Origin of the sequence: Aureimonas pseudogalii, assembly GCF_014196835.1 — a bacterium.
Lineage (GTDB): Bacteria > Pseudomonadota > Alphaproteobacteria > Rhizobiales > Rhizobiaceae > Aureimonas > Aureimonas pseudogalii.
In genome coordinates this window covers 101,812-115,332 of sequence record NZ_JACIEK010000012.1, presented here as the reverse complement: position 1 = coordinate 115,332, position 13,521 = coordinate 101,812, and the positions used below count along the sequence as shown (strand labels likewise).

At 68.9% G+C, this 13,521-nt stretch carries 11 protein-coding genes; 7 read left to right on the top strand and 4 right to left on the bottom strand.

Going from position 1 to position 13,521, the window contains the following annotated elements; genetic code table 11:
- The first annotated feature begins 74 nt into the window (after nucleotides 1-74).
- From GGR04_RS18340 to hemH, 4 genes are all read left to right on the top strand, one after another.
- Nucleotides 75-1,520: a homospermidine synthase gene (locus tag GGR04_RS18340; RefSeq protein WP_183201354.1), complete on the top strand. Its 1,446-nt coding sequence runs from the start codon at nucleotides 75-77 to the stop codon at nucleotides 1,518-1,520.
- A 171-nt stretch (nucleotides 1,521-1,691) separates the two neighbouring features.
- The gene (locus GGR04_RS18335) at nucleotides 1,692-2,123 is read left to right on the top strand and encodes a nuclear transport factor 2 family protein (RefSeq protein ID WP_312857483.1); all 432 of its coding nucleotides are present in this window, start codon (nucleotides 1,692-1,694) and stop codon (nucleotides 2,121-2,123) included.
- 143 nt (nucleotides 2,124-2,266) lie between these two features.
- Nucleotides 2,267-2,644: an Omp10 family outer membrane lipoprotein gene (locus GGR04_RS18330; protein ID WP_183201352.1), complete on the top strand. Its 378-nt coding sequence runs from the start codon at nucleotides 2,267-2,269 to the stop codon at nucleotides 2,642-2,644.
- 178 nt (nucleotides 2,645-2,822) lie between these two features.
- The gene (gene hemH, locus GGR04_RS18325) at nucleotides 2,823-3,884 is read left to right on the top strand and encodes a ferrochelatase (RefSeq protein ID WP_183201351.1); all 1,062 of its coding nucleotides are present in this window, start codon (nucleotides 2,823-2,825) and stop codon (nucleotides 3,882-3,884) included.
- Nucleotides 3,885-3,918: 34 nt separating this feature from the next.
- Here hemH and GGR04_RS18320 read toward each other — a convergent pair whose 3' ends face one another.
- Complete coding sequence (locus GGR04_RS18320; protein ID WP_183201350.1) at nucleotides 3,919-4,929, bottom strand: KpsF/GutQ family sugar-phosphate isomerase; 1,011 nt, start codon at nucleotides 4,927-4,929, stop codon at nucleotides 3,919-3,921.
- A 195-nt stretch (nucleotides 4,930-5,124) separates the two neighbouring features.
- Between GGR04_RS18320 and GGR04_RS18315 the strand changes: the two genes are divergently transcribed.
- A complete protein-coding gene (locus GGR04_RS18315) occupies nucleotides 5,125-6,951 on the top strand; it encodes an outer membrane beta-barrel protein (protein WP_183201349.1) in 1,827 nt (608 codons plus the stop codon).
- A 78-nt stretch (nucleotides 6,952-7,029) separates the two neighbouring features.
- On the opposite strand, the gene galU is transcribed toward GGR04_RS18315, so the two are convergent.
- The gene (galU, locus tag GGR04_RS18310) at nucleotides 7,030-7,947 is read right to left on the bottom strand and encodes a UTP--glucose-1-phosphate uridylyltransferase GalU (protein ID WP_183201348.1); all 918 of its coding nucleotides are present in this window, start codon (nucleotides 7,945-7,947) and stop codon (nucleotides 7,030-7,032) included.
- Nucleotides 7,948-8,166: 219 nt separating this feature from the next.
- Here galU and GGR04_RS18305 point away from each other — a divergent pair, with 219 nt between their 5' ends.
- Complete coding sequence (locus tag GGR04_RS18305; RefSeq protein WP_183201347.1) at nucleotides 8,167-9,393, top strand: lytic murein transglycosylase; 1,227 nt, start codon at nucleotides 8,167-8,169, stop codon at nucleotides 9,391-9,393.
- Nucleotides 9,394-9,412: 19 nt separating this feature from the next.
- Nucleotides 9,413-10,774: an SGNH/GDSL hydrolase family protein gene (locus tag GGR04_RS18300; RefSeq protein ID WP_183201346.1), complete on the top strand. Its 1,362-nt coding sequence runs from the start codon at nucleotides 9,413-9,415 to the stop codon at nucleotides 10,772-10,774.
- 122 nt (nucleotides 10,775-10,896) lie between these two features.
- On the opposite strand, the gene GGR04_RS18295 is transcribed toward GGR04_RS18300, so the two are convergent.
- Nucleotides 10,897-12,351 (bottom strand): glutamate synthase subunit beta, encoded by a 1,455-nt coding sequence (locus GGR04_RS18295; protein WP_183201345.1) that lies wholly within the window; start codon nucleotides 12,349-12,351, stop codon nucleotides 10,897-10,899.
- A 261-nt stretch (nucleotides 12,352-12,612) separates the two neighbouring features.
- Nucleotides 12,613-13,515 carry a glutathione S-transferase family protein gene (locus GGR04_RS18290; protein ID WP_246393336.1) on the bottom strand — a complete coding sequence of 301 codons (903 nt, stop codon included), beginning with the start codon at nucleotides 13,513-13,515 and terminating at the stop codon, nucleotides 12,613-12,615.
- Between the last annotated feature and the right edge of the window lie 6 nt (nucleotides 13,516-13,521).

Genomic DNA, 13,521 nt, shown 5'->3' with positions numbered 1-13,521 from the left:
TTCCCTTTTATTTGACAGCGTTCTGCTCTAGCCCGGCCCTTGAGACAAGAGTTCGAAACGAAAGGGACAGCCGCATGTCGCACGAGAACCATCCGGTCCACGCCGAGATCACCGGTCCGGTCGTCATGATCGGCTTCGGCTCGATCGGCCGAGGAACGCTGCCCCTGATCGAGCGGCATTTCCGGTTCGACAAGTCGCGCATGACCGTGATCGACCCGCGCGACACCGATCGCCACCTCCTCGACGAGCGCGGCATCCGTTTCGTGCAGGAGGCCGTCACCCGCGCCAACTATGAGGATCTCCTGAAGCCGCTCCTCACGGAAGGGCAGGGCCAGGGCTTCCTCGTCAACCTTTCGGTGGACACCGGCTCGGTGGATCTCATGCGCATGTGCCGCGAGCTCGGCGTGCTCTACATCGACACGGTGGTGGAGCCCTGGCTCGGCTTCTACTTCGACGAGAACATGTCGAACGCCGAGCGCACGAACTATGCGCTGCGCGAGACGCTGCGCAAGGAAAAGCGCAAGAATCCCGGCGGCACCACGGCGGTCTCCACCTGCGGCGCCAATCCCGGCATGGTCTCCTGGTTCGTCAAGCAGGCGCTTGTCGACATCGCCCGCGACACCGGCCTCGATTTCGAGGAGCCGAGTGCGGACGACCGCGAGGGCTGGGCCAAGCTGATGAAGAAGGTGGGCGTCAAGGGCATCCACATCGCCGAGCGCGACACGCAGGTCGCCGCCCGTCCCAAGCCCATGAACGTCTTCTGGAACACCTGGTCGGTGGAGGGCTTCCTGTCGGAGGGCATGCAGCCGGCCGAGCTCGGCTGGGGCACGCACGAGAAGTGGATGCCCAAGAACGCCAAGGAGCACAAGAAGGGCTGCCAGGCCGCGATCTATCTGGAGCAGCCCGGCGCCAACACGCGCGTGCGCTCGTGGTGCCCGACGCCCGGCGCCCAGTACGGCTTCCTCGTCACGCACAACGAATCCATCTCGATCGCCGACTTCTTCACCCATCGCAACAAGGAGGACGAGGTCACCTATCGTCCGACCTGCCACTACGCCTACCACCCGGCCAACGACGCGGTGCTCTCGCTGCACGAATTGTTCGGCGCCGCCGGCAAGATCCAGCCCGAGCATCACGTGCTCGATGAGAACGAGCTGGTGGAGGGAATCGACGAGCTCGGCGTGCTGCTCTACGGCCACGAGAAGAACGCCTACTGGTACGGCTCGCAGCTCTCGCTCGAAGAGACGCGGCGCATCGCGCCCTACCAGAACGCCACCGGCCTTCAGGTGACCTCGGCGGTTCTGGCCGGCATGGTCTGGGCGCTGGAAAACCCCGAAGCCGGCATCGTCGAGGCCGACGAGATGGACTATCGGCGCTGCCTCGAGATCCAGCGTCCCTATCTGGGTCCGGTGAAGGGCTACTACACCGACTGGACGCCGCTGACCGACCGTCCCGGCCTCTTCCCGGAGGATCTCGACGAAAAAGACCCCTGGCAGTTCCGAAACATCCTCGTCCGATAGCAGACGACGGATAAAACATAGGGAAAAGGCTGCGGCATGCCGCGGCTTTTTCTCCGGACGCTGGTCATTGCGACGCTCCGCGCTACCATCTGAGTGGCAAGTGCTTGATGCGCTTACAGGAGCGACCACGATATGGGCGAGTTCTCGACAGATGCCCAAAGACGACGGGCGGTGGTCAAGGAAATCATGGATGCGGTGATGTCGGGCACGTCCGGCACCATTGCGCGCTACTTCGCGCCGGGCGCCGTGTTCTCCAACAAGAACAATGCCGGCATCATCGACGCCGCATGGTTCGACCGGATGGAGGGCGAGTACCGGCTGAACGGCGAGGAAGAGGCCAAGGCCTTCCTCAACGAACTCTTGAAGCGCGCGACCTACATTTCCTACAAGCCGCGCGGCACGATCGTCGAGGGAGACGAGGCCGCCAGTCGCTGCGACTGGACGCGCGAGGACGAGCAGAACGGCTCGCTCGTCACCGGCACCACCATGTACTGGTTCGGCTTCACCAGCGACGGACGCATCCGCTCGATCGAGACGATCGGTTCGATCCATTCGGTGATCGCCGCCCGGCGGGCCGACAACGCGATCGGGCCGATGCTGTAGGGCGATCGGTCTTCGCACGCGGCCCGCGGGAGAGGTGAAGAACCGGTGCACGAGCCGCCGACGGCCGGCGCGTGGTCATGACTCCCCGCTGGAAATCCTTTAAAATTCGAATCATCTGTTCTTCCTCGAGGAATTTCACCCCGATGCGTCGCCCTCTCCTCCTCGTCTCGATCGCCGGCCTCGGCCTCGCGCTCGCCGGCTGCCAGATGCAGCAACAGCCCCAGGCGGTCGCCCTCGCCCAGCCGCCGGCCGGCATCGAGGGAAACTGGTCGTCGATCGGCGGCCCCGTCGCCTACACCGCGACCTTCGCGGGCGGCCGCTTCACCTCGCGCGAGACCGGCACCGGCGCGACGCTCGCCGACGGCAACTACACCAAGACCAATCCGACGCAGGCCAGCATCATCTACCGCTCCAAGTCGCGCAACGAGCAGGTGTCGGTGACCTGCAACCAGATGGCGGCGGACCGGCTCGCCTGCGTCAACTCCGCCGGCAGCCGCTTCGAGTTCAGCCGCCGCGCCTGATCCAGCCAGCGCCTGACCCTGTCGGCACAAAGGCGTTGCGGCTCGCGCCGACCCGCCGCATGGCGCAAGCGCGTCCTTACTCCATATGAACTAGCGGCGGCTCCGACACGGGCCGCCGTTCGGCGTTCGGCCCCTGCCGCGCCGCCCGCCCGCCACGCCTTCGAACCGGAAGCCGCCCATGAACGCCCACGCCGACATCGCCCACAGCACCGCGGTCGGACCGTTGCCGGACGCGCATCCGCGGGTTCGCGCCAAGAAGGTCGGCGTCCTCCTCGTCAATCTCGGCACCCCCGACGGCACCAGCTACAAGCCGATGCGGCGTTACCTGCGGGAGTTCCTGTCGGACAAGCGCGTCATCGAATGGCCCCGCGCGGCCTGGTTCCCGATCCTCTACGGCATCGTCCTCAACACGCGGCCGACGAAGTCCGGCAAGGCCTACGCGGAAATCTGGAATCACGAGCGCAACGAGAGCCCCTTGCGCACCTTCACCCGTGCGCAGGGCGAGAAGCTGGCGGGGCGAATGGCCGGCGAGGCGAGCGTCGTCGTCGACTGGGCGATGCGCTACGGCCAGCCTTCGATCGCCGAGCGCATGGACGCGCTGATGAGCCAAGGCTGCGAGCGCATCCTCTGCTTCCCGCTCTACCCGCAATACGCGGCCTCGACCACGGCGACGGTGAACGACAAGTTCTTCGAGCATCTGCAGGCGCAGCGCTGGATGCCGGCGGCGCGCACCGTGCCCGCCTATCACGACGAGCCCGTCTATATCGACGCGCTAGCGCGTTCGATCGAGACGCATCTCGCCACGCTCGACTTCGAGCCCGAGCACGTTATCGCCTCCTATCACGGCATTCCGCAGAGCTACTTCCGCAAGGGCGATCCCTACCACTGCCATTGCCAGAAGACCTCGCGCCTCCTCGACGAGCGCCTCGGCTGGCCGAAGGGGCGGCTGATGACCACCTTCCAGTCGCGTTTCGGGCCGGAGGAATGGCTGCAACCCTACACCGACAAGACGGTGGAAGCCCTGGCCGCGAGAGGCGTGAAGCGCATCGCGGTGCTCAATCCCGGCTTCGTCTCCGACTGCCTGGAGACGCTGGAGGAGATCGCGGGCGAGGCCGGCGAGATCTTCCTGCACGGTGGCGGCGAGAAGTTTGCCCACATTCCCTGCCTCAACGATTCCGAGCCGGGCATGGACGTGATCGAGCACATGGTGCGGCGCGAGTTGCGCGGCTGGATCGACTGACGGCTGAAGATCCGGCGGGACGAGGCGATGGGCGTCAGGCGACGCCGATGCGCAGGAGGTCGTGCAGATGGATGATGCCGACGGGCATCCCGTCCTCCACCACCATCAGCGCTGTGATGTTGGCGGAGTTCAGCATGTCCAGCGCCGTTCCCGCCAGCGTGTCGGGACGGATGGTCTTGGGCGCGTGGGTCATCACCTCGTCCACGGTGCGCGCCAGGAGATCGCCCGAAAGGTGGCGGCGCAGGTCGCCGTCGGTGACGATGCCGAGCAGCCGGCCGGGCCCGTCCACCACCGCGACGCAGCCGAAGCCCTTGCGCGAGATCGCCAGGATCGCCTCCGACATCGGCGTGCCCGTGGCCACCAAGGGCATCGCCTCGCCGCGATGCATGAGATCGCCGACATGGCGAAGGCTCGCGCCGAGCTGGCCGCCGGGATGGAACACCCGGAAGTCGCCGGGCGTGAAGCCTTTGCGCTCGAGCAGCGCCACGGCGAGCGCGTCGCCGAGCGCCAGCTGCATCGTGGTGGAGGAGGTCGGGGCCAGCCCGTGCGGGCAGGCCTCCTCGACGCGCGGCAGGATCAGCCGCTCGTCGGCTTCGCGTGCCAGCGCCGAGGTCTCGCGCGAGGTGATCGCGATCAGCGGAATGCGGAAGCGCCGGGTGTAGGCGACGATGCCCTGCAGCTCCGCCGACTCGCCCGACCACGACATGGCGAGAACGGCGTCGCCTGCCCCGATCATGCCGAGATCGCCGTGGTTGGCCTCGACGGGATGCACGAAGAAGGCGGGCGTGCCGGTGGAGGCGAAGGTCGCCGCGATCTTCGAGCCGATATGGCCGCTCTTGCCGATGCCGGTGACCACGAGCCGGCCGGTCACCGCCGAGATGGAGGCCAGGGCCCGCTCGAAGGCCTCGCCCATCGGGCCGGCGAGAGCCTCGGCGAGAGCCTGCAGGGCCGCCGCCTCGGTGGTGACGGTACGGATCGCCGAGAGGCTGCCGGCGGTGGCGGCAGGTGCGAAGGGCGAGGCGGGGGAAACGGGTCGGGCGCTCATCGCTTCATGCTCTAGCGCCGGACGCCGCGGCTGACCAGCGTTGGCGGCGTGTCCTGCGTTGCGAACGGCACGTCATCCGACCCGCAATCCCAGCGGGGTCGCCGACCTCAAGCTTCCGTTAACCATGAAAGTTTAGGTTTCGGTAGGGAGCCGGCGTGCGAGACGTCGCGATTCGCATGGGGAACGGCGAGACCGATGGCGATGGTTCGAAACGCGTGGAAGAGATCGGCCGGGCTGGCCGGGGCCACCTGCGCGCTGGCGCTCGTCATTCCGGCCGCAGCCGCCCAGGAGCCGGCGTCTCGTGTCCCGCCGGCCGCATCGGCCGCCACGATCGCCGAGCCGCCGCGCTTCTCGGACGGCTTCGAGCTTCGAACCGACACCGACGCGCCGGCCGGCGACCGCGCGGCGCCGGCGGCGCGAAGCGACGGACGCTTCGGCGAGCCGCTCGGCCGTCTTCGCTCCACCACCAGCCGCACGCTCGGCGGCGACTTGCGCGAAGCCCCGCTGCGCTCGCCCGGCGAGGCCGCGGCCACGGCCACGGCCACCCCGACCGATCTCGTCGAGACCCCCGCGGTGGATCTCTTCGCCGGACCGGACCGTTCGCGCCGCGAGAACCTGCCGGACGAGCCCGTGGGCGTAGCAGCCGAGCGGCCCGCGCCGCGCGGCGGCCGGGCCCATGCCGTGGGCGACCGGATCGATCCCCTTGCCGATCCCCTTGCCGACCCCCTTGCCGACCCGACGGACCGCACCGAGCGAGCGCAGCTGTTTCGCGCGGTCGGACCGGTGCGCAGCCCCGCCCTCGACGATGTCGGCCTGCGCCGCCTGAACACCGGCTTCGAGACGCTCGGCCGCGTGCTGGCGGTCTCGCCGGACGATCCGTTCGGCCCGGTCGGCACGCGCGTCGGCTCGTTTCGCGTCTTCACCGCGCTGGAACAGAGCCTCGGCGTCTCCGACAATCTCACCAATTCGCTCGACGGGGTGCGGGGCGCCTTCTCGCAGACCACCCTCACCGGCCGCGCCGTCTCCGACTGGTCGCGCCACGCCGCCGAGATCAACGCCAGCGCCGTCTACCGACGCAACTTCTCCGGTCCGGTCGAGGAGGAGCCCCGGATCGACCTCGACGGGCGCCTGCGCCTCGACCTCGCCGACGAATGGACGGCGACGCTGCGCGGGGCGCTGGCCTTCAGCCGCGACGACGGATTCCTCACCGGCGACAGCCAGACCGCCGCCAACCAGCAGGACGTCCTCGCCTATTCGGCGGGCGCCGAGCTCTCGCGCAATGTCGGGTTGATCAACGCCGCGCTGACGCTGCAGGCGGTGCGCGAGGACCGCACCGACGGGGTCTTCTCGCCGGGCCTCGCCGCGGACGGCGGCTTCGCGCCCGGCCGCTTCACGCCGGGCGACAGCTTCACCACCTACACGGCCGGCCTTCGCGGCGGCTACGACCTGACGTCGACGCTCAGCCCCTTCGTCACCTTCAGCGTCGGGCGCCGCCTGTTCGACGAGGTGTCGGGGCTCGGCCTCAGCCGCGACAGCGTCATCCCCGCGCTGAAGGCCGGACTGGCGCTCGACTTCGGCGAGAAGCTGCGCGGCGAGGTGGCGGCGGGCTATGCCTGGAACCTGCCGGACGACGACGCCTTCGCGCAGGCGGGCAGCCCGACGCTCGACGCCGCGCTCACCTGGTCGCCGCGTCGGGGCACGGACGTGGTGCTCGGCGCCTCCACCTTCTTCGAGCCCGATTCCAGCGGCCTCGACACCGCGACGCTCTATCAGGGCACGGTGGGCGTGCGCCACCGCGCCACCGCGCGGCTCGACTGGGAAAGCCAGGTCGTGGCGGGCGTCCGGAGACGCGAGATCGGCGCCCGCGAGCGCCTCTATGCCGCCGAGACGGGTCTCACCTACCATCTCAACCGGCAGCTCGCGCTGCTCGCGCGCTACCGCTACGACCGGTTCGACGCCGCCGGCTCGGCGCGCGACTACGACGCCAACACGGTGCGGTTGGGCGTGCGCCTGCAGAACTGACGCCGGCGCGACGCCGAGACACGAAATAGGGCGCCGTCGCCGGCGCCCTTTCGTCGGTTTCGCCGGGTGGCGCGCGGGCTACTCGGCGGCGGTGCGGGCCGGACCGCGGCGATCCATCGGCTCGACGGTCTCCATCAGCTCGCGCAGATTGTCGAACACCTTGCCGCGAATGTCGTGGCGCCAGAGCGCGAAGGCGACGTTGGCCTGGATGAAGCCCTCCTTCGAGCCGCAGTCGAAGGTGCGGCCGGCGAAGGGATAGGCGAAGAAATCCTGGTTCTGCGCCAGTTTCAGCATGCCGTCGGTGAGCTGGATCTCGTTGCCGGCGCCCTTTTCCTGCGTCGACAGGATGTTGAAGATCTCCGGCTGCAGGATGTAGCGCCCGGAGATGAAGTAGTTCGAGGGCGCCTCCTCGGGCTTGGGCTTCTCCACCATGCCGTCGATCTTGAAGCCGTCGCCGACCGCCGCGCCCTTGCCGACGATGCCGTATTTGTTGGTCTCGGCGGGGTCGCACTGCTCCACCGAGATGACGTTGCCGCCGGTCTGCTCGTAGAGCTCGACCATCTTCTTCAGGCAGCCCTGCTCGGACTGCATGATCATGTCGGGCAGAAGCAGCGCGAAGGGCTCGGGGCCGACGAGTTCGCGCGCGCACCACACGGCATGGCCGAGCCCGAGCGGGGCCTGCTGGCGGGTGAAGCTGGCGGTGCCGGCCTTGGGCTGCATCTCGTCGAGAAGGTCGAGCTCGGCCTTCTTGCCGCGCTCCGAGAGCGTGCTCACCAGTTCGACCTGGATGTCGAAATAGTCCTCGATGACGCCCTTGTTGCGGCCGGTCACGAAGATCAGGTGCTCGATGCCCGCCTGCCGGGCCTCGTCCACCACGTACTGGATGACCGGACGGTCGACCACCGTCAGCATCTCCTTCGGAATCGCCTTCGTCGCGGGGAGGAACCGTGTTCCCAGACCTGCGACCGGAAATACGGCTTTCCTGACCTTGCGCATGCACTCATCCTTCCTGACGATCGATCGGCGCTAGCAATAGGTCAACAAGGCGTCATCTGTCGACCGCCCCGCACAACGCCGCGATTTCGCCTGAAAAAGTGGAAAAGAATAAGGAACTGTCGAGGGCGGCGCGCGTCGTTTCGACGTGGTAAAGGAAGCGTTCACATCCTGACGATAGACTCGAGGTTCGACGACGATCCGCGCTTCCGGAGGACACCCATGCCTGGACCGATCACCACCCCGCTCGCGCGCCTTGCCGGCGCCAGCTTCGCCCTCGGGCTGACGTTCGCCCTCGCCTCGCCCGCCGCCGCCGATGCCGGCTTCCAGCGCTGGATCGCCGGTTTCGAGAAGACCGCCGTCGCGGCCGGGGTCAGCCCGCGCGTCTACGAGCGGGTGTTCGCAGGCGTCAGCGAGCCCGATCCCGACGTCATCCGCAAGGCCCGCTTCCAGCCCGAGTTCCGCGACACGATCTGGGACTATCTCGACAACCGGGTGAACGAGGATTCGGTGCGCGACGGCCGGCAGGCCGAGGCGCAGCTGAAGCCCTGGCTCGACCGCATCGAGGCCCGCTTCGGCGTCGACCGCGACGTGCTGCTCGCGATCTGGTCGATGGAATCCAATTACGGGCGCATCCTCGAGCGCCAGGACGTGATGAAGAGCGTGCCGCAGGCCTTGGCGACGCTCGCCTACATGGATCCCAAGCGCGCCAAGTTCGCCCGCCAGCAGCTGATCGCCGCCTTGAAGATCGTGCAGGCGGGCCACGTCACGCCGGAGGGGCTCACGGGCTCCTGGGCCGGCGCCATGGGCCACACGCAGTTCATTCCGACGAGCTACCAGGCCTATGCCGTGGACATGGACGGCAACGGTCATCCCGACATCTGGCGCTCGGTGCCCGACGCGCTCGCCACCGCCGCCAACCTTCTGAAGAAGAACGGCTGGCAGTCTGGCAAGACCTGGGGCTACGAGGTGGTGGCGCCTGCCGGGGCCGCCAGCCTCAAGGGCGCCAAGAAGACCCTGGCGCAGTGGGAGACGCTCGGCTTCCGCCGCCCCAACGGCCGGGGCTTCGCCGGCGGCGGCGACAGCGCCAATCTCGTGATGCCGGCCGGCCCGAACGGTCCGGCCTTCCTGATGATGAAGAACTTCTACGTCATCAAGCGCTACAACAACGCCGACAAATACGCCCTCGCGGTGGGACACCTCGCCGACCGCATCGCCGGCGGCGGCGACTTTGCGCAGGGCTGGCCGCGCGGCTACACGCCGCTCTCGATGCCCGAGCGCTACGAGGTGCAGCAGCGCCTGACGCAGCACGGATTGTACGACGGCAAGATCGACGGCAAGATCGGCGAGAGCTCGAAGACGGCGATCACGGCCTATCAGCGCCGCTCCGGCGTCGAGGAAGACGGCAACGCCTCCAAGGCCTTGCTCGACCTGCTTCGCAGGCAATGAGCACATGAGGGGGGACGGCATGAGGGCACGGACCGACCGATCGCACCGGAGCACGCGCCTTCTGTCGCTCTCGCTGGCCCTTGCCCTGGCGTTGCCAGCCGCCCTGCCGGCGACGCCCGCGCAGGCGCAGCAGCGCCGCGGCATTCTCGACATGCTGTTCGGAAGTCCCCGCCAGGCCGCTCCGCCGCGCGGCTACGAGGCCGCCCCGGGCCCGGCGCCGAAGGTGCGCAAGGTCCGCCGCAAGGCGCCCGCGGCCGTCGCCAAGCGGCCGGCCCGCAACGCCGCCGCGCGCCGGGCCGTCGCGGGGTCGGCAGCCGCCGCGGCGGGCGTCGCTGCCGCGGGCATTGCAGAGCCGGTGGAGAAGACGCTCGACGCCCGCACCGTGCTGGTGATCGGCGACTTCATGGCGGGATCGCTCGGCAAGGGCCTGGAAGAGGCCGTCGCGGCGAGCCCCGACCTGCGGGTGGTGTCGCGCGCCAACGGCTCGTCCGGGCTCGTGCGCGACGATCACTACGATTGGCCGGCCGAGATTTCCGCCGTCATCGACGAGACCAAGCCCGCGCTCGTGGTGGTGATGCTCGGCGCCAACGACCGGCAGGGCCTGCGCGACGGCGGCGAGACGCTGGCGCTGCGCACCCCCGAATGGGCGACCCGCTACACGGCGCGGGTGGAGGCGCTGGCGACGGGGGTGAAGGACAAGGGCGTGCCGCTCGTCTGGGTCGGCATGCCCGCCTTCCAGTCCGACCGCGCCAGCGAGGACATGGTCTATCTCAACGACCTCTACCGCACGGCGGCGCTGCGCGTCGGCGGCGAGTTCGTCGACGTCTGGGGCGGCTTCACCGACGCCGACGGCGCCTTCACCTCGTCCGGCCCCGACACCGCCGGGCAGACCGTGCGCCTGCGCAATTCCGACGGCATCACGCTGACGCCCGCGGGGCAGGAGAAGCTCGCCTATTTCGTCGAGAAGCCGGTGACCAAGCTTCTCGGGCTCGGTGCCGACGATCTGGTGGCGACGCTCGGCCCGCAGCCTCTCTCGCCGGCCGATCTGCCATCGGTGGCGGCCAGCGCCGTCGCGACGCCCCCCATCTCCTTCGCCGACCCCCGCCTCGACGGCGGCGACCAGCTTCTCGGCGGCGTGTCGCCTGCGCTCGCAGCGGATGCCGCGCAGGCCGGGCGCCGGCTGCTGGTGGAGGGCGTGCCCGCAGCGCCGACCGAAGGGCGCGCCGACCATTTCAACTGGACGGGGCGCGGTGGGGCGGTTTCGGCAGCGCCCGCCGCTGCGCCGATCGTGCCGGAGGCCTTGCGCGGATCCGCAGGTCTCGATCCGACCGCCGCGGCGGCGCCGGAACCCGCTCCTTCGCCGGCTCCCCCTGCAAACTGAGGCGGCGGGATCGGCCGCCGTTTCCAGGCGGCGCGACGCAAGCGTCTTCCGTCGATCCCATCCCGACATGACGAAGGCGGCCACCGGCCGCCTTGCATCGCATTCCCCCAGGAATTGCCCGATCAGCGCGGCAGCGTGGTCGCGCCCATCAGGTCGAGATCGATCGAGCGCGCGGCCTGCCGGCCCTCGCGGATCGCCCAGACCACCAGAGACTGCCCGCGACGCACGTCGCCAGCCACGTACAGCTTCTCCATCGAGCTGCGATAGGACTGGTCGTCGGCGGCCACCGCGACGTTGCCGCGATTGTCGGCCTTCGTCGCCAACGCTGCGCCGGCATCGGCCATGAGGCCGTCGGTCATGGGGCCGGCGAAGCCGATGGCGGTGAAGGCGAGATCGGCCTTGATGACGAATTCCGTGCCGGGAATGGGCTTGCGACGCTCGTCGACCTCGGCGCATTTGACGCCGGTGAGCACGCCGTCCTCTCCGACGAACTCGAGCGTCGCCACCTGGAACTCGCGCACCGCGCCCTCGGCTTGGCTGGAGGACGTGCGCATCTTGGTGGCCCAGTAGGGCCAGACCTCGAGCTTGTTCTCGGTCTTGGGCGGCTGCGGGCGGATGTCGAGCTGCGTCACCTTCACGGCGCCCTGGCGGAACGCCGTGCCGACGCAGTCGGACGCCGTGTCGCCGCCGCCGACCACCACCACGTGCTTGCCGCCGGCCCAGATCTCGGGCCCCGCCCAGCCGCGGCTCTGCACGGCCTCGCCGCCGACGCGCCGGTTCTGCTGCACGAGATAGGGCATGGCCTCGTGGATGCCGGCGAGCCCGTTGTTGGGAATGCCGGCGTCGCGCGGGCGCTCGGCGCCGCCGCAATACAGCACCGCGTCGTATTCGGCCTGGAGATCGGCGATCTTGCGGTCGCGACCGATTTCGACGCCGCAATGGAAGGTAACGCCCTCGCCGCGCATCTGCTCGACGCGCTTGTCGATCCAGTGCTTCTCCATCTTGAAGTCGGGAATGCCGTAGCGCAGCAGGCCGCCGGGGCGCGACTCGCGCTCGAACACGTCCACCGCATGGCCGGCGCGGCCGAGCTGCTGGGCCGCAGCCATGCCGGCGGGGCCCGAGCCGATCACCGCCACGCGCTTGCCGGACTGGACGCTCGCGGGCTGCGGCTTCACGAGGCCGAGCTTGTAGGCCTTGTCGGCCAGCGCCTGCTCCACCGTCTTGATGGCGACCGGCGCGTCTTCGAGGTTCAGCGTGCAGGCCTCCTCGCAAGGCGCGGGGCATATGCGCCCGGTGAACTCGGGGAAGTTGTTGGTGGAATGCAGGTTGCGGACGGCGGTTTCCCAGTCGCCGGCATAGACGAGATCGTTCCAGTCGGGGATCTGGTTGTGGATCGGGCAGCCGGTCGGGCCGTGGCAGTAGGGAATGCCGCAATCCATGCAGCGCGCCGCCTGCTTGCCGACCTCCTCGTCGGACATCGGCAGGGTGAACTCGCGGAAATGGCGGATGCGGTCGGATGCCGGCTGATATTTCGCGGTCTGCCGATCGATCTCGAGAAAGCCCGTGACCTTGCCCATGTGCCCCTCCATCTTCCGAACTGTCGCTGCCCGTCCACCCAGCGTGGTCGCAGCGAAAAGGCCCGGCGGGATATCGACCCGCGCCGAGCCTTGCAAAACCTCCTACACGAAACCGCACGGGAATAGAACGCGTCCAAACTGCACGCCGCCTGCCGCAGGCTCGCGCTCCCGCCGGCGACCTCAATCGTCGGCAAGATGCGACAGCATTACTGCCCTATTTTGCGCGAGGCTGCAAGCGCCACCGTCGGGCGGGACGATCGGTCAGGCGGCGGTGGTCTTGAAGCTATCGAGCGCCGAGACGCGGCTCCACCAGTCGCTCATGCCCGGCAGTGCGAGGAACTCGTCCTTGTGCGGGGTCATCGCGACATAGGTGATCAGCGGCGCGAGGTAGAGATCGGCGATGGAAAGCTCGTCGCCGGCGAGGAAGGGCGAGTCGCCCTTGATCTTCATGATTTCGCCGAGAACCTGCTTGCCCTTGGCGATGCCCTCGTGATGGGCCGTCTCGTCCTTGCCGCCGACGAATTCGGGAAAGAGATGGTAGGCGACGACGCCGCCGAGGATCGGCCCGTAGCCGTAGCTGTCGATGATCGAGATCACCATGTCCATGCGCGCGACATCGCGCGGCTCGGCCGGCACGAGGTCGCGGCCCTGGAGGGCGGAGTTCAGGTAGCGCGTGATCGCCGCCGTCTCGATGACGCGAAAGCCCGCGTGCTCGATCACCGGCACCTTGCCGAAGGGATGGCGCGCGAGGTGCTCGGGGCTGTGCGGCTCGCCGGCCAGAACGTTCACGGGATCCTGCTCGTAGTCGGTGACGCCCTTCTCGGCGAGCAGCATGCGCACCGTGCGCACATAGGTGGAGCCGTTGAAGCCCCAGAGCTTGAGATCGGCCATGCGAACGTCTCCCGAATGATCAGACCGCGACACCGGTCGCGGCTTCTGTCGTGCGATATAGACGTGCGCGGCCGAAGAGGGAGGCCATTCGTCAATCGACCACCATGGAGCCCAGTGCAGGATCACGCGCCAGTTGTAGACGCAGAGCCCGAGCGCCAGACCCGCGACCGCGCTGGCCCCATGCCACTGCCCGCCGATCCACCAGGCGGCGACGGGCATGGCGACGGCGACGAGAACCGCGAGCGCCGCCGCCCGCGGCCGGAGCTTCGGCATCGCCGG